General features: G+C 57.2%; 17 protein-coding genes. 6 read left to right on the top strand and 11 right to left on the bottom strand.

Annotation, left to right across the window (positions count from 1 at the left end; all coding sequences use genetic code 11):
* Nucleotides 1–44: 44 nt before the first annotated feature.
* The 4 genes from JYJ39_RS02615 to JYJ39_RS02600 all read right to left on the bottom strand — a co-directional run bounded on the left by JYJ39_RS02615 (nucleotide 45) and on the right by JYJ39_RS02600 (nucleotide 7,937).
* Nucleotides 45–3,587, bottom strand: coding sequence for a hypothetical protein (locus JYJ39_RS02615; RefSeq protein ID WP_205201844.1), 3,543 nt, complete (start codon nucleotides 3,585–3,587; stop codon nucleotides 45–47).
* Between the two features lie 12 nt (nucleotides 3,588–3,599).
* Complete coding sequence (locus JYJ39_RS02610) at nucleotides 3,600–4,856, bottom strand: hypothetical protein (RefSeq protein WP_205201842.1); 1,257 nt, start codon at nucleotides 4,854–4,856, stop codon at nucleotides 3,600–3,602.
* Nucleotides 4,857–5,049: 193 nt separating this feature from the next.
* Entirely contained in the window at nucleotides 5,050–6,330 is a 1,281-nt protein-coding gene (locus JYJ39_RS02605; RefSeq protein ID WP_205201840.1) for a hypothetical protein, read from the bottom strand.
* Between the two features lie 2 nt (nucleotides 6,331–6,332).
* A complete protein-coding gene (locus tag JYJ39_RS02600; RefSeq protein ID WP_205201838.1) occupies nucleotides 6,333–7,937 on the bottom strand; it encodes a hypothetical protein in 1,605 nt (534 codons plus the stop codon).
* 395 nt (nucleotides 7,938–8,332) lie between these two features.
* Here JYJ39_RS02600 and JYJ39_RS02595 point away from each other — a divergent pair, with 395 nt between their 5' ends.
* From JYJ39_RS02595 to JYJ39_RS02575, 5 genes are all read left to right on the top strand, one after another.
* Nucleotides 8,333–9,679 (top strand): response regulator transcription factor, encoded by a 1,347-nt coding sequence (locus JYJ39_RS02595; RefSeq protein WP_205201836.1) that lies wholly within the window; start codon nucleotides 8,333–8,335, stop codon nucleotides 9,677–9,679.
* Nucleotides 9,680–9,766: 87 nt separating this feature from the next.
* On the top strand, nucleotides 9,767–10,432 hold the full coding sequence (locus JYJ39_RS02590; protein WP_205201834.1) for a response regulator: 666 nt from the start codon (nucleotides 9,767–9,769) through the stop codon (nucleotides 10,430–10,432).
* The gene (locus JYJ39_RS02585) at nucleotides 10,429–11,265 is read left to right on the top strand and encodes a sensor histidine kinase (protein ID WP_205201832.1); all 837 of its coding nucleotides are present in this window, start codon (nucleotides 10,429–10,431) and stop codon (nucleotides 11,263–11,265) included. Before JYJ39_RS02590 ends, JYJ39_RS02585 begins: the two co-directional genes overlap by 4 nt.
* Nucleotides 11,266–11,349: 84 nt before the next feature.
* Nucleotides 11,350–11,658 (top strand): DUF485 domain-containing protein, encoded by a 309-nt coding sequence (locus JYJ39_RS02580; RefSeq protein WP_205201831.1) that lies wholly within the window; start codon nucleotides 11,350–11,352, stop codon nucleotides 11,656–11,658.
* Entirely contained in the window at nucleotides 11,658–13,379 is a 1,722-nt protein-coding gene (locus tag JYJ39_RS02575; RefSeq protein ID WP_205201829.1) for a cation acetate symporter, read from the top strand. Before JYJ39_RS02580 ends, JYJ39_RS02575 begins: the two co-directional genes overlap by 1 nt.
* A 160-nt stretch (nucleotides 13,380–13,539) precedes the next feature.
* On the opposite strand, the gene JYJ39_RS02570 is transcribed toward JYJ39_RS02575, so the two are convergent.
* From JYJ39_RS02570 to JYJ39_RS02545, 6 genes are all read right to left on the bottom strand, one after another.
* Nucleotides 13,540–13,761, bottom strand: a complete 222-nt coding sequence (locus JYJ39_RS02570) for a YdcH family protein (protein ID WP_205201827.1) — start codon at nucleotides 13,759–13,761, stop codon at nucleotides 13,540–13,542.
* A 143-nt stretch (nucleotides 13,762–13,904) separates the two neighbouring features.
* Nucleotides 13,905–14,474, bottom strand: a complete 570-nt coding sequence (locus JYJ39_RS02565; protein ID WP_205201825.1) for a phasin family protein — start codon at nucleotides 14,472–14,474, stop codon at nucleotides 13,905–13,907.
* A gap of 96 nt (nucleotides 14,475–14,570) precedes the next feature.
* Nucleotides 14,571–15,125, bottom strand: coding sequence for a phasin family protein (locus JYJ39_RS02560; protein WP_205201823.1), 555 nt, complete (start codon nucleotides 15,123–15,125; stop codon nucleotides 14,571–14,573).
* 157 nt (nucleotides 15,126–15,282) lie between these two features.
* Entirely contained in the window at nucleotides 15,283–15,897 is a 615-nt protein-coding gene (lptA, locus tag JYJ39_RS02555; protein ID WP_205201821.1) for a lipopolysaccharide transport periplasmic protein LptA, read from the bottom strand.
* Entirely contained in the window at nucleotides 15,894–16,478 is a 585-nt protein-coding gene (gene lptC / locus JYJ39_RS02550; RefSeq protein ID WP_205201819.1) for an LPS export ABC transporter periplasmic protein LptC, read from the bottom strand. Before lptC ends, lptA begins: the two co-directional genes overlap by 4 nt.
* Nucleotides 16,479–16,509: 31 nt before the next feature.
* On the bottom strand, nucleotides 16,510–17,508 hold the full coding sequence (locus JYJ39_RS02545; protein ID WP_205201817.1) for a KpsF/GutQ family sugar-phosphate isomerase: 999 nt from the start codon (nucleotides 17,506–17,508) through the stop codon (nucleotides 16,510–16,512).
* A 53-nt stretch (nucleotides 17,509–17,561) separates the two neighbouring features.
* Between JYJ39_RS02545 and JYJ39_RS02540 the strand changes: the two genes are divergently transcribed.
* Nucleotides 17,562–19,532, top strand: a complete 1,971-nt coding sequence (locus tag JYJ39_RS02540; RefSeq protein WP_205201816.1) for a monovalent cation:proton antiporter family protein — start codon at nucleotides 17,562–17,564, stop codon at nucleotides 19,530–19,532.
* Here the strand turns inward: JYJ39_RS02540 and JYJ39_RS02535 are convergent.
* Nucleotides 19,515–20,117, bottom strand: coding sequence for a prepilin-type N-terminal cleavage/methylation domain-containing protein (locus tag JYJ39_RS02535; protein WP_205201814.1), 603 nt, complete (start codon nucleotides 20,115–20,117; stop codon nucleotides 19,515–19,517). The two genes, JYJ39_RS02540 and JYJ39_RS02535, sit on opposite strands and share 18 nt — an antisense overlap.
* Nucleotides 20,118–20,125 lie beyond the last annotated feature (8 nt).

Here is a 20,125-nt window from a genome sequence, read left to right as displayed (position 1 = left end):
TGCGTAAAAATACTGCGCACCCGAGCTGATCAAAAACATTCCCATCATTTCGCGCGCAACCACTGGCTACCGCTAATCGTTTGCAGTATTCGCGGCTGCCCCTGGATCAATCCGACATTTTCAGTAATCTGGCGCTCTTCTCGGTGTGGCTTCAAGCGACGCCGACTGTTTTCCCCGGTGATCACGACGGAATAGCTAACCTGCATCGTCCCGTCGCCCCGCTTTTGTGCGGTGAAGCCACTAATTCGATACTGAATGCGGGTGAACACCTTGAAGGAATTGTTCAGATAATTTTCGACATCCCGGCTATCGGCACCATCTCCGCCACGCCAGTTGGGCGCCAGTAGCTGCAAGATGCCGCGCACATCCCCGCGAGAATAGGCGTCAACGAATTGCTGATAGACCTGCTGCACCTGCCCATCACTGATTTCCCCGCTCGCCTCTGTACGTTCCTTTTCCGCTCGCGTATGCGCTTCAAGCATTTTTTGATGCTCCACTGCCAAGGCTTTCAACTGATCGCTGAGCGTGCGCCACTGCGGATAGAGGGGGGAGGCGCTTTCGTTATCGTAGAAATGCCCAAGATGGAGGCCGATCTGCGCTGTTTTTTGCAGAAAATCCTCGGCTCCCGGGCGCAACTGGCCGATCAGCTGCGCCGCTTGCTCCAGGCTGGCAAAGGTAATCGGACGATCTGGCGCATACGTCCATTTGTTTTCAACAAAAACAGCTTGTTTCTGCCAGTAGGCGATGAAGGGTTCTGCGACTTTCGCTAACCATGGCGCATGCATCTGGCTGAATTTCTGTAATCCCGATTGCTGCCATTGGGAAGAAAGGTCTGCAACGATCGAATCACGTTCACTCTGCGTCAGAAGATGGGGGTAGGGCTTTGCGCGCAACAGATAGGTCTTCCCCTCATATGTGGTTTCCGTGAATGCATGCGGGTTCACCACCAATCTTCCCCTATCCCCTACTGCTCCCCCTGCGCTCAAGAGTAGCGGTGTCAGCACCTCGTGTTTCTGCACAGCGATCTGCAGCCAGTCCTCCCATGCCAAAGCCATGCCTCGCAGCTGGCCCTCCAGGCGCAAACCATCTGCGCGTTCGTTTTGCGCTTCATCCTCCAGCGCATCCGCCTTGCGGCACAAACTCTCGGCAATGGGCTTTTGTCGCCGGGCATTTGACAACGGGGACTCATCGAGCTTGAACTGAGGATCGACCATCCGGATGATGTCAGCCAGATGCGGCTTCACAGCCTCGAACTGATTGATGACCCGCTCTGATTCATACAAAGCCCGGGAGCAAACATAACGCAGATGAGAAATATGTTCTTCATACGCGACGGCATGCCGACCGCTTGCGCTGCGCAGAGTTAACCCGTTTTTGTTAAATGCGCCCGCCACTGATTCGGCATCATATTTTTCCGGGTCAGAAATTTTCCCCACCGCCAACAACCCCGCAGTGGCACCGGGTACCGACATGCGCAGCAGAGTACTCAGTTTGTCAGGAGAAAGCTCCGGCTCGATCTTTAGACGCATACCGGACTCAAAAAGCTCTTTTGCCCGTCTCGCCTCATCAAACATTGCGGCGTAACGCCCCCGGGCTGTGGCCATCCACTCACGGGTCCGCTCCAACTCCAGTTGATCCATAGTCCTCTGGGCATCGATAACGCTCCGCAACAGCGCTAATGCGCCTGTTCTCGCATCAAACCAAGAGGCATATTGTTTTTGTATTGGATGTAAGTCTTTTTCGGCAGCAGCAATCTGTGCATCAATACGCGCCCTCTCACGAATTCGCTCTTCATCAGATCCAGCAACATCCCATCGCCGTTTCTTTAACTCCGCAACACGTAAGCTGATGGCATTTATTGCATCCTGCAGGGAGCGCATGGTTGCCGGAATGGATTTGCTGGCCACCTTATTACCCAAATCATAGTAGTAGCCTTTGATTTGTTCCTCAGGTTTTGGCGCGCCTAACTCGAGCCTGACGGCACCCTGAAAATCTTCATTCAGGATCGCCTCTTCAACAATCTCGGCCAATGCCTGACGACCCGCCGGCAATTTCTCGCCCCTAAAAAACTCAAACTGGCCACGCTCGAGAAGTTCAACATATTTCTCCCGAACGGGAGCAAGGCTTTCGAGCCCCCCCCAGTTAAATGGTTTGAACAGCGGGCGAAATTCCGTTTCGTAATAGCGTGCTGCATCGATATTTTCAGACTCCGGCTCAGGGGTCGCCCCCTCTTCTAGCGGCGCTTCAATTTTTGGCTGCTCAATTTTCTTGCGCAATTCACCAAGAATTTCAGCCTGCGCACTGGTCGTACGCGAATACAGTTTTTTCAGACTGGCATAGTACTGGTCGCGTCGCCTGCCAACCTCGTCGATTCTCGGAACCCAGGCGATGACGTCTTTCGTGTAGCCAACGATACCGCGGCGTTCCACTTCCAGCGCATCAAAATCCTTGGCAGCGATAGCCTTGTCGATAGCTGCAGGTGCCCTCTTGAGGTAAACCTCAACGACTTCCAGCATGGCAATCGCAGAAACAATCCGCTCCTGAACAACTTGCTGTGACGCCCCCAGGCGATTCAATTCGGCGCGTACGGCTTCCAGTGCTTTGCGTGCCTCAGCAGCCAAGTAGGCGCGATTACCTTCTTCGTTCAGCATGACAAGCAAGCTGGCAACATGAGATTTAAGTACATTCTCATCAGCCAGCATCATTTTCTGATCATTTTTTTCTATCAGCTTGTCTGCATCAAGGTTAAATGCAGAACCGACATAGGCGGCTTTGGCGCCCAAACGATCAAACCAGCTTGATTCCGGGAAATAATCGCGACCGAGAATATCTGAAACATAAACCTTGAATACGGCACGGAAATTCTGGTCGCTTAATATCCGCTTCCATAACTTTTCGACATTATCCGGCGTCGGCGGAAACGGGTCCTTGCCCCGCTTGCCAGAACGAAGCATTCCTTCTACTTGGCCGTAGAAAGCTTCAACTTGTGCCGAGCGTGTTTGAGCCCTTTTCTCTTTTTCCGAGGCCCACCAGATCTGTACCGCGACCACGGCAGTCGTGAATACCGCCGTTCCAGTCAGGCCGATGGCTTTCATTGCAGCAGCATCATTGGCCCCAGCAAATTTACCCAGGATGGCGAGCGTGCTGGAAATGGCCGCTTCGGTGTATTCCTCGGTATACACCTTGCCGCCAACATCGAGCAGCGTCGACAAATCGCCCACGGCATCAAGAATTCTTTTCAGGCTTTCCCGTAGGGCGTACTGGCTGGCCAGTTTTGCCGCGTCACCACTCCCTGATGCTGCCGCCTTGGTCGATGCGTCTTTTGCTGAATCAACCAGCGCCCCCAGTATTTCGCCATAGCCTGCCGGCAAGCCTTGCGACACCAACTGATCCAGGAAGACCGCATCGCCGGCCGTCTGTGCAACCTTGTATTCCCCCAGGATGACGCCTGCCGTCGCAGTCGCTTCCTCTGCACCGATCAGACTTCCACAAGGGAAAGCCAGCGCAACGAGCAAGGCAAGATGGCGGGGGCGAAATTTCAACCCTTGAGTCACGATGCTCTCCTTCAAGTCATCCATTGGCTTCATGACACATGGCACTCACTCAACCTTGACCACATTGCTGGGCGGGCTCAGCTCACCTGTGCTCAATTTCTTGATACGAACGCGATAAAAGGTCACCGGCCCCTGCCAGTCCTCATTCATGAACCAAGTGTGCTCCAGGTTATTACGCTGAGCCGCGACTTGCCATGGCCCGTTTGGTGTACGCGCCGATTCGAGAACCCGACCGTAGCCGTTGATCACCGACCCCGCAGCAAGATCCAGCCCGGGAGTATCGAATGTCAGATCAACGAATCGGCTCTGATTTTTCGCTGCAAGCCGTAAATTGCTTGGCCACCAGCTTTCACGCCCTCCTGGCCCGCTGGTTCCAGCCGTGCCACTCGCGCCGCCCCCCGTGCCCAGGACGTCCATGCTCACCGCGCCGTTTTCATCGACCAGAATGATTTTGTGGCCCGCGGCGGCAGCTTCGTTGTAGGTCGTCACGTCTGCGCCACCGGATAGTCCGAAGATCAAGGGAGTCGCCAGTTCCCGCAGTTTGAAACCATCACTTTCACGCACCAGCACCAGTGAACTGACGCTGTTGTCGGTGAAGTTCTTGCCACTCCGAATTTCGCGCATCTCCCGGTTATAGCCGAACTGGATTGACCAGCGCCCCTCACTTTCCGTCGCACGGCGCGGTGTGGCTTGAATGCGGATGGCGTCAAAGATGCGAAAATCATTACTGATTGCACTATCCAGGGCGCTCAAATTGCCCGCAAAATCCTGCGCCACCAAGGCCATGAATCCACTGTGGTCGCGCGCCGCGTAGCGCTCGATCAATTTGTGCAAGGCCGCCAGGGCCAGGGCCTGTCCATTTTCAGTGCTGACCTTGAAATCAAAGCTGTGCACGGCTTCATTGCTGCTTTCGCCGGTAGTGGAAAAAGAACGAATGCGAAACCGATAGACGTGCTCGTCTTGCGGTTGGAATTCGAAGGCAAACAAGCCCTGCTCATTGAACGGGATTTCGATCCAGTTCTGCCCCCCATCCAGGGTCGCTTCGACATTGCCTATCTCCCCCTGCTGAATTTCCACCCGGCCACGGACCTGCACACGACCATTATTCAGTTCATCCTTGCCCAGCGTCAGGCTGCGATCGACGCGCAAGGCATTCACTCGGTTGAACAGCAAATCGGAGAAAACGGGTTCGTCGCTATCCGCACCGAAGCGCCACCACTGAGCATGTGCTGTTGAAAAGAAAAGAAACAGGACACAACACAGGCAAATTTTCTGCCAAAGCTGGCGGTTGTAAACGCGCATGGCAACTCTCCTCGTGAATTTTTCGGTCAGTAAATTTCTGTGCCGCACTGGCGTGCAAGGGCAATTCGATTCTTCCTGGCAAGCCAGTCACCGACCGCTCTCGAAAAATAAAAACCCACCGTGCCGTGCCGGCCAGCGGTGGGTTTCCGTTTCACTTCCCTGGCAGCAGGTAGCAGCTGCTGTGGATCACAACTTAGCGAAAATGACGGTACTGGATGTTGGCGGTGGTGATCATGCCCCCGGGACCAGTGCTGCCAGAAACGTACCTGACCACAAACGCAGTGCCGTCACTCAATTCGACACCATAGAGTCGCCCGGGTAGCGGTTCCTTTTCAGCGTGAGAAGTCCCTTGCAGCGGCAGTTGCACTGCATCCAGAGAGCTGTCAGTGAGTTCAATGACATGCCCGTTATATACCTCATCGCCAGGCACGAACTTGCCATCCCAGAGGCCGATGGCACCATTTCGGGGAGACGTAATGTTGTACGGCACCACGCTGCCACTGCTCGTTATCCCTTGCCCCTGAAGGATGCGAGCATCGCGGATAGGCGTCGCCGCTGTGCTGGAACGCTGCTGGTTGGCCGTGCTGGCATTACCCGCGTCATCCACCGTGAGCACTGGCCGCCCAGCGCTGCCTTCTGCCACATAGGTTGCCACGTTACCCGGATCGGAAACGCCGAAAATCAGCGGCGCCGCCAACTCGACGAGTTTGAAATCCTCTCCATCACGGACCAGCGTCACCGCACTTTGCGCCTGATCCTTCAACATCTGCCCGGTTTTGGTCGAACGGACCTGACGGGTAAAGCTAAAATGGATGATCCAGCGGCTATTGCTGGCCGCCATCTGGCGGATGACGGGTTCGATGCGAATTGAATCAAAGAACCTGAAGTCGTTACCCAAGGCACTGTCAAGGGCAACCGCATCGCCCGCAAACTGATTCGATACGAGCTGCATGAAACCGCTGCGATCACGCGCCATGTAGCGCTGCAACAGTTTCTCGAAGGTTTCCCGGGCAAGCTGGCGACTATCATCTTTCACCAGTTTGAACTCGAACGCGTTGTCCGCTTCTTCACTCACCTGCCCCGTTGTTGACAGACTACGAATCCGGAAGGGATAGGATCGGCCGATTTCCGGCGCAAACTCGAAAGCAAACAGCCCCTGTTCGCTGAACGGGATGGCTGTCCAGCTAATGCCGTTGTCCAGGCTGGCCTCTACCCGGCCAACCTTGCCCTGACCGACTTCGGTCCGGCCGCGCACGGTAATCTTGTTTTGCTGCAGGTCATCCGGCGACATGTAAAGCTGCCGATCAACACGAAGCGCGCTAATACTGTTGAACAGCAACTCGGAAATGACAGGCCGGTTGCTGTTACTGCCAAAACTCCACCATTGAGCCTGCGCACCAAGAGGGGCCCACAGGAAAATCGCTGCAAACAACACACCCCACAGTGTGCGCAATTGGGAAAGCTTGAATTTCATGCTCATTTCTCCAGCGAAAACGGTACATCCAGCATCACACGGAAATAACGTTCGCGGTAATCATCATTGCTACCGGTAAAGTCATAGTGTGCTTTGCCGATTTCAGCTCGGACGTTGCCCCCATTAAGCAGGGCAGGGCGCGCAGTCACACTCAGGGCATAGCGCATCAGCTCATTGCTGACCTGGTTAGGAATCCGGTTATCGGTGTATCGACGCTCAAAATTCAGAGCGTAGGTCAGGTTGTGCGGTGCCATCAGACGAAAATCAACCAGTGCACCGTTGGTAAGAATGGTTTTCCCGGTCAAGGGATCTTCTATGGTCTGCCGTTCCAATGTCAGATAGGGACGAAAGTCGTAGCGGCCCTCCTGAAATACGTGGCGTGAATCAACTCCGATGCGGTAAAGATAGTCGTCATTTTCCGTACGTACTTTCAGATTATCCTTGCGCCGATTGAGTAACGCCTCCACCTCACCGCGTATGGATAGCTCACCAAAACGATCCGCCAGGCTGACATAAATGCGATCCGAGACCTGTTTGTTGTAGTTTGGCTGGTCAGTCTCCACCCGGCGCTGGCGTAGACCAACGCTCATGTTCATGTTACGTCGCTCAAACAAGCCACGTGCTGTCACCCCTGCTTCCGGGATGTAGGTCCGGGTCGTTGCATCCAGCTGCCCATCGAGGTTGTTGCGATACCAGTCGTTGGCCAGATAGACACCCCAGATCTTGTTAATGCGGTAATCGCCGCGCAAGTAATAGCGCAACCGATCGATTACAGCCCCACCACCCATGGTGTAGAAATCGGAAGACACCCGCTCGCTACGCAAGCGCCAGCGGATATCACCAAAGCTGCCGTCACCTTCGATGCGGTGGGCCGTGCCGGATAAGTCCTTGGCCACCCCATTCACATCCTTGCGCCGTGTGCTGGCCTGCGCGTGTTCTCCACTCCAGCGGACGCCTCCCGCACTGCGATACTCCCAATCAACTGCCGGCAAGGTCTGACGATAGCTGTCAAACGCTGCCGGTTTGGACGAATAGCGGTGATCAGAAGCCGACACCAGGTTGAGACCCACGCGGTAGTTCTGCCCTGCATTCTGTACGCGCACCCCGGTCACGTCACGGCGGATGGTCTCATCCCATTGCTTGCCCCACAGGTAATCCCAACGGGGGGCAAAAGTCCCACCCAGGACCCGGACATAGGTCGTCTCGTTGATGTTGCGCTGGTAGCCTATCCCCTTGATCGATTGATTTAGGGAGTATTGCGACAGGGTGGCGTAATAGTCGCCGACCGTGAGATGGTTTTTGTCATCTGCAGCGATGAACTGCAGGCGCTGCAGACTCCAGAATGCCGGATCGTAACGGCGAGAATCCGTGTAGCGCAGGGTGGCATTGAATTCGGTTTTGAAGTCACCGATCGGATTGCGCGTATTGAACTCCAGATCGTGCAGCCAGTGCGAGCCTGGTTCAAGAAAACTGTTGGCGCGACCCGGACCGCTCGTGCGGTTATCTTCAAACGTACTGCGCAGCGTGGCATCGAGTGAGCGATGTGAAACGCTGTCATCGTATTGGAAGTTACCAAATACGGCTTTTTTCTCGACCTGTGGCCCCATCAGGGTTTCCGGTGGCGACAAGGGTACGATTACCCCGGGTCCTGCCGCTCGGATTTCAGTTTTCCCTGTCACAGGCGCTGTTTCAACGCCTTCCCCACTCTGCTGCGCCCACGCACTAGAGATACTGGCCGCCAGCATGCTCAGCGCTCCACAAAAAGCAATTGTGTGTGAATTCACGGTGCCCAAACCCCTTTGAATTGTTGTGCGGCAATTTTTCCATACATACTCTTATGGGCACAGCCGAGGGTTGAGTCATCTTTTTCTTTTGGCGTCATCTTTTTTGTCATCTTTTGGCCATGCTTCTGATTTATCAAAAGTTTTCACCGCCTACCGCAGAAATCTTCGGGCCAAGGCCATGATAAATTCCGGGCGCACCCTTTGAGCACAAGCTAACCATGTCCCTGCTTCCTGATCACTTGACGCGAACCATCGGTTTCACGCTCTATGTTTTATGGCTGGTCGCTTTCCCAATGTCCGGCCCGCTTTTGGAAGGAACAACGGCTGCTTTGCCCCACTTCCTGTGGCCGCAGGCCATTGGCCTGCTCGCCTGCACCCGGTGCGTTCCCCACATGTGCATCATCTTGCTCCGCATCAGTACCTTGAGCACATCTCTCATCACACTACTTTGGCTACCATTACTCGAATTCGTACCAGACTCAGTCCTGTACGCTGCGCTAGGCCTCGTTTCAGCCCCTCTTTCAATACAAGCCGCGCTGCTACTCAAAGGCTGCCACCACTTCATCGGCGCAGCTGCTACCGGCTTGGTCGCCGGCAATCTCGGCCTGTTGGCGCTTGATGCACTACCTCTTGATAACGCCGTCAAGCGAGCCCTGCTGGCAGGAGTACTCGCTGGCTTCCTGCTCGCCCCTCCCATCGCACGCAGCGTGCTGCACGGAGCCACCCCCAACCTTTACCGGTACTTGCCCTTCATTTTCCTTTTTCAGTTGCTGAGCGGCCTGATGTACGGACATCTGCTGCCCAGCTATACGACAGACGCCCGTTGGCCTGGCAGCGAATTGCTGTTTTACATAAGCGGCGCTCTATTGGCCATCCCACTGCTCCGTCGACGACGTGAAATCGCCTTACTGGCCGCAGTATGCTGTTCCTTGCTGGCATTTTCTTCCCAACAGACTCTCTCCTCGCCTCTGGCCGAGCATGTCTCACTGTATTGCATGATGCTGGCAGCGGGTTTGGTCGATGTATTTGCCCTTTCATTCGCCCTTTCATTCGGTAACGCTTTGCGCGCCTACGGCCTGACAACCGCTGCGCTGGTTGCCGGAATAGCAGCCGGCCACCATCTGGCAGTTATATTCACACCTGGCAACACCACTCTGAACCTGCTCGCGCTGATCACGCTTAATCTGGCTGTCTTCACACTCATTCTGCAGGCAGGTAACGGACAAACCAATCCATTGCGAACACCACCTTCCTTGCCTCAAGGTGATGGTGTAGCACCAGAAAAAAACAGCGCAGACGAAATGCAGGCAATACCAGAAATCAGGCACGAGCTTCCTGCCTCCTTGTCTGCCCTACTCTCCGAACAGGAATGCGAGGTTCTCGCCTCGGTGCTGCAACACCACCCCTACAAACAGATCGCCATGCGCATGAACATTTCAGAATCTTCCGTAAAAACGTATGTGCAGCGGATCTATCGAAAAACCGGTGTATTCAGACGCAGCCAGCTAGTTGCCATGGTGCATGAAGCAAACGCTGGCCATACTCCCAGCCGCCCGGGACAATAACCGTCAGGTTTGCCGCAATGAGCGTTGCGAGCCTACTCCGTGCGTTATCATTACCGCCTTTCCTGTAGGGAAAATCTGCCAACCGCCATGAGAATCCTGCTTGCCGAAGACGACGACCTGATGGGTAACGCCATCCTGACGAGTTTGCGCAGACTCGATTTTTCCATCGACTGGGTGCATGACGGGCGCGACGTCGAGTCGGCTCTCGCCACCCACGATTACGGCATGCTCATCCTCGACCTTGGTTTGCCGCATGTCGGCGGACTGGAGATTCTCCAGCGCCAGGCAAAATCGAACAAACGCGTCCCCGTGCTGGTGATCACCGCACGCGGCGCCCTGGAGGATCGGGTCGGCGGCCTCAATGCCGGCGCCGACGATTATCTGGTCAAACCCTTCAATCTCGACGAACTGGTCGCCCGCGTCTTTGCCTTGCGCCGACGCAGCCAGGGCTGGGCAAGCAGCGAATTGCGCCTGGGCGCGCTCTGCGTCAACTCGCGACAGCGGCAGGTCAAGCTTGCTAACGAGGAAATCCACCTGTCTGACCGCGAATTTCGCCTGCTGGTGGCGCTGATCGAAATGCCGGGCAGTGTCCTCAGCGTCGCCCAACTGGAAGAGCGGCTGTACGGCTGGGGTGAGGAAATCGCCAGTAATTCGATTGAAGTCCAGTTGCACCGCCTGCGCAGAAAACTGGGCAAGGAGTGGATCCGCAATGTGCGGGGGATCGGTTTCAAGCTGGTTGATCCGGCCGCATGAGTGATCCACTCCGGCAGTTGTGCGCCGATCTTGCGCAACGTTCCGCGCAACACCCTGAACCACTCGATCCGTCACACTACCCTGCTGACTGGACAACTGCAGTGGCTGCCCTGAACACGCTGCTGGCCGATGTCGCGCGTAGTCAGCAGGCACATCTGCGCTTCATCGCCGAAGCCGCCCACGAATTACGCTCGCCCCTGGCGTCCGTCCAGCTCCACGCGGACATCCTGGCGGGCGAAACCGACCCGGAAATCAGTCGCCAGGCACTGCACTATTTGCAGCAAGGTGTGGCGCGCAGTAGCCGCCTCTGCCAGCTGTTGCTGGAGCACAGTCGCCTTGAGGTCTTGCTCGGCAAGGAGCCGGTTCGCTCCTCGATCGATCTTGTGCAATTGGCGCGTCAGGTGATCAGCGATCATGACGAGCTGGCGGTTCGCCGCAACGTGAGCCTGCGCCTGCTGGCTCCCACGACGTGCATCCTGCCGGCTGACGCCAGGTCGCTTGCCTTGTTGCTGGACAACCTGCTCCGCAACGCCCTGCACCACACCCCGGCTCATAGCACGGTCGATGTCAGCATCCAGCAGCACGAACAACGCGCCGTTTTACTCGTGAGCGACCACGGTCCCGGAATTCCAGAAAGCCACTGGTCACAAGTATTTCAACCCTTCTGGCGGGCAGCGGGAAAGCACTCGGGCTACGGCTTGGGACTGGCGATCGTACACGATGCCGTACGCCTGCACGCTGGTCGAATCAGCCTCGACAACACCCCCGGTGGCGGGCTGACGGTGCGTATTGAGCTCCCGCTTGCCCCCTCTTCCTCGCCACAGATTTCTTGAGTTTTCTTAAGTTATTTGTAAGCCAGATTCACGGATTATGGAAACCGTTACGCAAATGTAACCGTTTCCACGAGGAGGAAGACCATGTCACAAGATGTATACGCTCGCATACGAGCGAACCCGAAATACCAACACCTGGTAAAAACACGTAACGGCTACGGCAAGATCATGACGATCATCATGTTCATCGTCTATTACGGCTACATCAGCCTGATCGCCTTTGACAAGGAATTGCTGGCCACGCCTCTGAGCAGCTCCGGCGTCACCACCCTGGGCGTGCCTATCGGCATGGGGGTCATCGTGTTTACAGTCGTCATTACTGCCATCTACGTCCGTCGCGCCAACAGCGAATTCGACAAGATGAAAAACGAAATCATCAAGGAGGTGCAGTAATGCGCGATCTGAGCAAATATCTGGGCGCCATCGCGCTGCTGGCGCTGGCCGGCGGCGCCATGGCTGCTGGTGGCGATCTTGGCCAGGTCGAGAAACAAGCGACTAACTGGACCGCCATCATCATGTTCGGCGCCTTCGTTGCCGGCACCCTCTACATCACCAAATGGGCCGCCGCCAAGACCAAGTCGGCTGCTGACTTCTACACCGCCGGCGGCGGCATCACCGGTTTCCAGAACGGCCTGGCCATCGCCGGCGACTACATGTCGGCTGCCTCGTTCCTCGGCATTTCAGCCGCCGTCATGGCCAATGGCTACGATGGCCTGATCTACTCGATCGGCTTCCTGGTCGGCTGGCCGGTGATCATGTTCCTGATGGCCGAACGTCTGCGTAACCTCGGCAAGTTCACTTTCGCCGACGTTGCCGCTTACCGGTTCAATCAGACCCCGATCCGTGCCTTTGCTGCTTCCGGCACGCTGATCGTGGTGACCTTCTACCTCATCGCCCAAATGGTCGGTGCCGGCCAGCTGATCAAGCTACTGTTCGGCCTGGAGTACTGGATGGCGGTTGTTCTCGTCGGCGTGCTGATGATGGTCTACGTCCTCTTCGGCGGCATGACTGCCACCACCTGGGTACAGATCATCAAGGCCGTCCTGCTCCTGTCGGGCGTCACCTTCATGGCCTTCATGGTCCTCATGCAGTACGGTTTCAGCCCGGAAGCGCTGTTTGCCAAGGCTGTTGAGGTCAAGACCCAGCTCGCCGCCAAGGCAGGCAAGGATGAAGCCGAAGCTGCCAAGATGGGGCTGGCCATCATGGGCCCAGGTGGTTTCATCAAGGATCCGATCTCGGCCATTTCCTTCGGTATGGCCCTGATGTTCGGTACTGCCGGTCTGCCGCACATCCTGATGCGCTTCTTCACCGTGCCGAACGCGCAGGAAGCCCGCAAGTCGGTGATGTGGGCCACCACCTGGATCGGCTATTTCTACGTCCTGATCTTCATCATCGGTTTCGGTGCCATCACCATGGTGCTGGGCGATCCGGACGGCAAATACCTGGATGCCAACGGTGCGCTGATCGGTGGCGGCAACATGGCTGCGGTCCACGTCGCCAACGCTGTCGGTGGTAACGTCTTCCTCGGCTTCATCTCGGCCGTGGCCTTCGCCACCATCCTCGCCGTGGTTGCCGGTCTGGCGCTGTCCGGTGCCTCCGCTGTGTCGCACGACCTGTACGCCACGGTGTTCAAGGCAGGCAAGGCGGACTCCGCTTCCGAACTGCGTGTCTCCCGCATCACCACTGCCTGCCTGGGTGTTGGCTCGGTGATCCTGGGGATCGCTTTCGAAAAGCAGAACGTCGCCTACATGGTCGGCATGGCCTTCGCCATCGCAGCGTCCGCCAACTTCCCGGTACTCTTCATGTCGGTACTGTGGAAGAACTGCACGACCAGGGGTGCCGTGATTGGCGGTTTCCTCGGCCTGATCTCCTCGGTCGCGCTGACCGTCGTCTCGCCGGCCATCTGGGAAGCCGTGCTGGGTAACGAAAAGGGTTCCGCTCTCTTCCCCTACACCTCGCCGGCACTGTTCTCCATGACCATCGCCTTCGTCAGCATCTGGCTGTTCTCCATCATGGACAGCAGCGAGCAGGCAGGCAAGGAGCGGGAACTGTATCTGGATCAGGAAGTCCGCGCCGAAACTGGTGTCGGCGCCTCCTCCGCCAGCTCGCACTAAGTCTGAAGCACAACACCTCCGGCCACTCCGGTGGCCGGAATTAAAAAGGGAAAACTTCGGTTTTCCCTTTTTAATTCCGGCAGCAAGAAAACAACGCCAAAAACTGGCATGAAAAAAGCCGCTACCCGGTCAGGGTGCGGCTGTGTGACGCCAGAGAGTGTTACGCGCCGGCTTCTGCCTTGCGCAAAATGTCGTACAACTCATCTTTCAGCGCCAATTTCTTCTTTTTCAACACTTCGATCTCATGGGGCGTACCTAATTCGATATGGCTCTCCATGTTCTTGATCTGCTGATCGAGTTCGTTGTGCTTGTCGAACACACTCACAAAGTGACGATCCGTGGTCTTCAACTGGGTGATCAGGTCGCGATATTCTGGAAACATGGGTGACTCCTTTTTGCTGTTGATTTACACCGTATTTTACATCCCCTTCCCCCTCGCCACCCAACGAGCCCATATCCCGATGTGAAAAATAGGCAACAAAAAACCGCGCCTGTCGCGCGGTTTTTCTGAACCAAGTGGAGCGCTTACTTTGCAACACCCTTTTTCGCGGCAGCGCTCGTTGCCGAGGGCTTGGCCGTGCTGGTTACCTTGCCTGCCGCTTCGATATTCGCTTCGGCGATATTCGACAGTTGCTTGGCGATGGAATTCATCTGGTCAAAGGCCTTATTGGAGGCACCCAGCATCGACTGCATGGCGGCCGCAAACACATCGCCGCCAACAGGCGTGGCGCTCTTGGCTTTTTCCACAACCGAATTGGCATTTGCGGTGAAGGTGCTGTACTGGGATTCGATCACCGCAGTCACTTCCTTCTGCATGTCCGAAACCAGATCGTAAATGCTGCGCGAATAATCCATCAGCTTTTCCATGCCCGGCTGGGCGAGATCGCTCTGCAGCTTGCCCAGGGCATTGGCATCCTTGGCCGCAAGCAGGCGCTGCGTGTTGCTCATCGAGCTGTTGAGAAAATCGCGGGTCGCCGCCATGTTCAGGGCGGTGAGGCGCTCCATCCCGTTCAGGGCGGTGCGCAACAAAGCGGTCATTACCTCGGCGTTGGCCTTTTGAGCAGACGCAATTTGTTCGAAATTCGGGCTGGACATGGTTGTCTCCTATCTGTGTTACCGTCGTGAAATCAAGCACGTAGTATAACAATACCCCTGCAGATTAGGGGTATTGTCAGCAAACATGAAACAGTATTACTTCTTCTTGGCCGTTGCCGCGGTGGCACCTACGGCCTTGACGGTTGCGTTGGTCGCGGCAGCAACGTTCGCTTCAGTGATCTCGGCAACTTGCTTGGCTGCCTTGTTCATGTTGTCAAATGCCGAATTGGCGGCAGCGATGGCGCTCTTGACTGCAGCAACAGCCACATCAGAACCCGCCGGTGCCGATTTGGCAGCCTGATCCAGCAGACCAGCGACGGACTTCTGGAACTCGGCATACTGAGCCTCGACCATCTTGGCCAGCTCTTCCTGGGTCTGGGCCGAAATCTCATACACGCTACGCGAATAGGCAACGGCCTTCTCGACGTTCGGCTGGGCCAGCGATGCCTGGATCGACAGGGCTTCCTGTACATCCTTGGCACCCATCAGGGCCTTGGCGCTGGAAACCGAATCTTCCACCAGCGAACGGGCGGTGTTGAGATTGAGGGCAGCGATACGCTCGGCAGATGCCAGTGCGCTATTGGCCAGCGAGAGCAGGGAATCGACAGTAGCCTTGTTGGCGGCAGCGAATTGTTCCGGGGTCTTGATCATGGTGGTCTCCAAAAATGATGCGGAAGGTGAAATTTTGAACAGCGCGACCGCGTCTCACCATCGATTGCTGCGCTGCATCATTCCGAATTATAGGCAGCAAAAAGGGTATGTCAAGCATTTTTTGTGCGCCGCACAAAAGGGATGAAAACCTTGAAAATCAGCGCCCTGCAGGCCCTGGATCGAATTCGGTAGAAATCCCCTGGGCACCACGCAGCTCGAGCTGTTCGCCGCGTTTTTCCACCACCGGCGCAGCCCCCTTGCCCTTCGGCTGGATGATGGCGCGCACCCGCGCTGGCGACGCGGTGGAATCACCTGCCGGCGCAGCGCTGGCAAGATATTTCTCGTTCAGTGCGTCATACCAGACGTAATCGCCGCGCAATTCGTCCTCACCACTACGTATCCAGGCGCGGTGAAAAAGCTCTGCAATCTCGGTGCGGGTGTCGTACTCAATACGCTCGGCCTCGCCTTCGATATAGTCGTCCCGCCCTTCGCGCTTCTGACGGAAAGTAGCCTTACTGCCCGGCGCAGCGAAAGCCACACCCTTCTGGAATCCATAGGCATCCTCGGTGACGACGACGCGGGCGGCTTTCAGAACCATGGTGCCCTTGGTGATCACGACATCACCCTCGAGAATCTGCACTTTTTTCAGATCATCAATTGAAATTTTGCTGGCTTCGAGCAGCATGGGCTTCTCTCGGTCAGCCTTTTCGGCAACCCCTGGAGTAGAAACCAGGGCCAGAGCAAGAAACAGTGTGAAATGGCGGAACGTCATGGAGCAGCTTTCTGGGCGACATAGCGGCCAGTAACATTCGCAAGCAGTTCGAAGGTCTGGGCCTTGTTGTCAATACGGGCGCCGATGCCTTGCAGCTCCGAAGCGCCCAGCGTCATGAATACATGTTGATCGGTGCTTGCCAGCCCTTCCTCTGGCAACACCGTCAGATCGGAGGTACGGGCAGTCAATGCCTGGTTGTCCGGGCTGGCGGCTCGGTCAATGTCAACCTGCCCCGGAAAAAAAACCTTCTCTCCCTTGGCACTGACGTGCGCCATCTGGCCAAGCAGCGTCAGCGGTGCGCCGCTCGGACGGTAGAGGGTAATGTGCGGCGTCGTGACCTCGGCACTGTCATCATCCGGGTAATGCACCAGATGCGGCGCCTTCAAACGGTATTGCAGCACGCCTTCGGCATTGAGCCGACGGATTTCAAAATCGTCGACAATCGTGTCCGGGCGATGCTCCTGACGCCAGTCAGGGCGCTCCGCCTTTGGCGCCAGGCGCACATCCAGCCAGTAAGTAAGCGCCGCAACCAAAGCCAGCAGCGCAATAGGAAAAAGTTGACCGCTGTGATGTTTCAGCATGGCAAGTCAATTTCAGGCGCAGCGGACGACATCAGATCACTTTGGCCGCAAAAAGATCGTGCATGTTGAGCGCCCCGCACAAACGCCCATCATCGGCACAGACCAGAAGGCCATTGATGCGCTTCTGTTCCATGATTTCGACCGCTTCCACCGCCAGGCGATCGGGGTGAATGCTGGCCGGCTGCGGGTGCATCAACTCGCCGATGCGCCTGCCATTCAGTTCCAGCCCGCGAGCGAAGGCGCGGCGCAGGTCACCGTCGGTGAAGATGCCTTGCGGCCGCATATCCGCATCGACGATGGCAACAAACCCGAGTCCGCCGGCTGATAGACTGACGATGGCCTCGCTCAACGGCGCCGCGGCATGAATCACCGGCACGGCATCGCCTGCACGCATGACATCCCGCACATGCGTGAGCAGCCGTCGCCCCAACGAACCACCTGGATGCGAGCGGGCAAAATCCTCGGCGCCAAAACCGCGCGCGTCGAGCAGCGCTACTGCCAAAGCGTCACCCAGCGCCAGAGCCGCGGTGGTGCTGGCCGTCGGGGCCAGATTGAGCGGGCAGGCCTCCTGCGCCACGCCAGCATCGAGATGAATATCGGCTTCGCGCGCCAGGGTGGATGTCGGCACCCCGGTCAGGGCAATCAGGGTCGCCCCCTGCCGTTTCAGCGAGGGCAGAATGTTGAGCAGTTCGTCTGACTCGCCGGAATTGGAGAGTGCCAGAAACACGTCGTCGCGGGTAATCATGCCGAGATCGCCGTGGCTGGCCTCGGCCGGATGCACAAAATAGGCCGGCGTCCCGGTACTAGCCAGCGTCGCGGCGATCTTGCGGGCGACATGGCCGGACTTGCCCATACCACTCACGATGACGCGACCACGGCTGGTCAGGATGCACTCGACGGCACGGGAAAAGTCATCATTGATACGAGCCTTAAGGGCACTGATGGCAGCCGCTTCAATGTCCAGCGTCTGCTTTCCCAGCTGCTGGGCACGCTGAGCGGAAAAATTGGTGGAGGACGGTCTTGGTTTCATGACAAGGCAGCGAGTATCATCGTGCAAGTATACCTGACTTCAAGAAGCCCGCTTTGAGCGCACTATCCCTTGTTTTGCTTCTGCTGGGAGCCTCGGTTTTTGCCGTCGTCCTGTTTCGCCGATTCAACCTGCCACCGGTGCTGGGTTATCTCGCTGTAGGCAGCATCATTGGCCCACATGCGCTCAACCTGATGACCGACATCAAGCGTCTGACGGCGCTGGCCGAATTCGGGGTGGTGTTCCTCATGTTCTCGATCGGCCTGGAGTTTTCGCTCTCCAAGCTGTATGCCATGAAGCGCATCGTATTCGGCCTCGGGCTGTTGCAGGTGCTGATCACCATGCTGGCCGGCATGGGCATCACCCTGTTGTTCGGCTTCGGCTGGCAGCTGGGCATCGCACTGGGGGCTGTACTCGCCATGTCTTCCACCGCCGTGCTGACCAAATTGCTGGCCGAGCGGATGGAGCTTGACGCTGTGCATGGCCGCCAGGTGATTGGCGTGCTGCTGTTCCAGGATCTGGCGGTTGTTCCCTTGCTAGTACTGCTACCGGCCCTGACCCAGCCGCCGGAAAAACTGGCCATCCTGATGGGCATCGCAATCCTCAAAGCCATCGCCGTGCTGGCCCTGATTCTGGTATTTGGCCAGAAACTGATGCGCAAATGGTTTCATCTGGTGGCGCGCGCCAAATCGGCCGAGGTATTCGTCCTCAACGTGCTGCTGATCACGCTGGCCATGGCCACCCTGACCGAACTGGCAGGCCTGTCGCTGGCGCTGGGCGCCTTTGTCGCCGGCATGCTGATCGCAGAAACGGAATTCCGCCTGCAGGTGGAAGAGGACATCAAGCCGTTCCGCGATGTGTTGATGGGGCTGTTTTTCGTCACCATCGGCGTCAAACTCGACATGCACATCCTGTTTGACCTGTGGTGGCAGGTGCTGTTGGTACTTGCGCTGTTACTGCTGACCAAGGCTCTGATCGTCGGCCTACTCGCCTGGCGCGCCCGGACCAGTCCGGCCAATTCGATCCGCTCGGCCCTATGGCTATGTGCCGGTGGCGAATTCGGCTTCGTGCTGCTGGGTGAAATTGCCAGACTGCCCAAAAATGTCGAGCAGGTCGTGCTTACGGCCCTGGTGCTATCGATGCTGCTCGCCCCTTTCATTGTCCAGTACTCGGAACGTCTGGTCCTGCGCTTCGTGGCGAGCGAGTGGCTGACCCGCTCCATGCACCTGACGCAGATTGCCGCACAGTCGATGAATTCGGAAAAACACGCCATCCTCTGCGGTTTTGGTCGCAACGGCCAGTACATGGCACGTTTCCTAGCCGAAGAAGGCGTCCAGAGCATCGCTCTGGACCTGGACCCGGACCGGGTACGCGAAGCGGCTGCTGGCGGCGAAAGCGTGGTCTTTGGCGATGCCGGACGCAAGGAAGCTCTGCTGGCAGCAGGGCTGCAGCGGGCCAGCGTGGTGGTGGTGACAGTCAGCGACACGGCCTTGTCGGAAAAAGTCCTGCACCACGTGCAGCAACTGCGGCCGGAACTCCCGGTGGTTGTTCGCACGGCGGACGAAAAGGACATGGCCCGCCTGATCCGTGCCGGCGCCGCCGAGGTGGTGCCGGAAACCCTGGAAGCCAGTCTGATGATCGCCTCACACGCACTGGCGCTGGTCGGCGTGCCGATCAACCGGGTCCTGAAACGGGTACGCCAGGTCAGGGCCCAGCGCTACCGATTGTTACGCGGCTTTTACCGGGGCATGAGTGACCGCGACATCGAGAGCAGCGAACAACCACGCCTGCATTCGGTCTGGCTGAGCACTGGCGCCTGGGGCATCGGTCACCGCCTGAACGAATTGCAGCTGGACAGTCTGGGCTGCGAAATCACCGCCATCCGCCGCCGCGGCATACGGGCCATGGAGCCAGCCCCTGACACCTTGCTCGAAGAAGGTGACATTGCCGTACTCCTGGGCAGCCCCGCCACGGTTGCCGCTGCTGAAGAGCGCCTTCTGCGCGGTCTGTCAAAGGATTTTGCATAAGCTGTAGGCCGTGCTTTCGTCGCTGTCGTAGCTCGTCAGCGGGGCGCTGAAATCGATGGCGCCTGTAGCAGCAAAAACCCGGATCACCCCCTTGTCCGGTTGTCCATCATCCTGATGCGCATCGATGATTTCGGCAAATTTCTTTGTCAGGGGCCGAGCGCACAACAGCAGGCCCCCACTCTTGCCCTGCACGCCGAACAGCCCCCCAGCGGCATGTCTGGGCTGGCCGGACTGAGCCGGGTCGCCCTGCAGCAGCCCCGCATAGCGTAGATGACGCCACATGATGCGGCTTTCATCGGTCTCGGTAGCGCTGTCAAAGTCCCCCTCCAGCAGGCCATCACCATCCCCGTCACTGGCCGCAGCCCAGCGTCCCGCTGCTCGCTTGTCATCGCCGGGCAGGGCCTTGTAACGATCCTGATAGGTATGAATCGCTGCTGCGATCCCGGCCATATCCTGCTCGATGTTACGGATCTTGGCATCGTTGATCATCTCCTGCCCTTTAAGCACTCCGCCCAGCAGCAAGCCAATGATGATCAGGACAATCGATATTTCGATCAGGGTGAAACCGCGTTGCGTGAAAACCATGACGCTCT

It is taken from the genome of Azonexus hydrophilus (assembly GCF_905120355.1).
In the GTDB taxonomy this organism is placed as follows: domain Bacteria; phylum Pseudomonadota; class Gammaproteobacteria; order Burkholderiales; family Rhodocyclaceae; genus Azonexus.
This window is presented reverse-complemented; position numbering and strand designations above follow the sequence as displayed.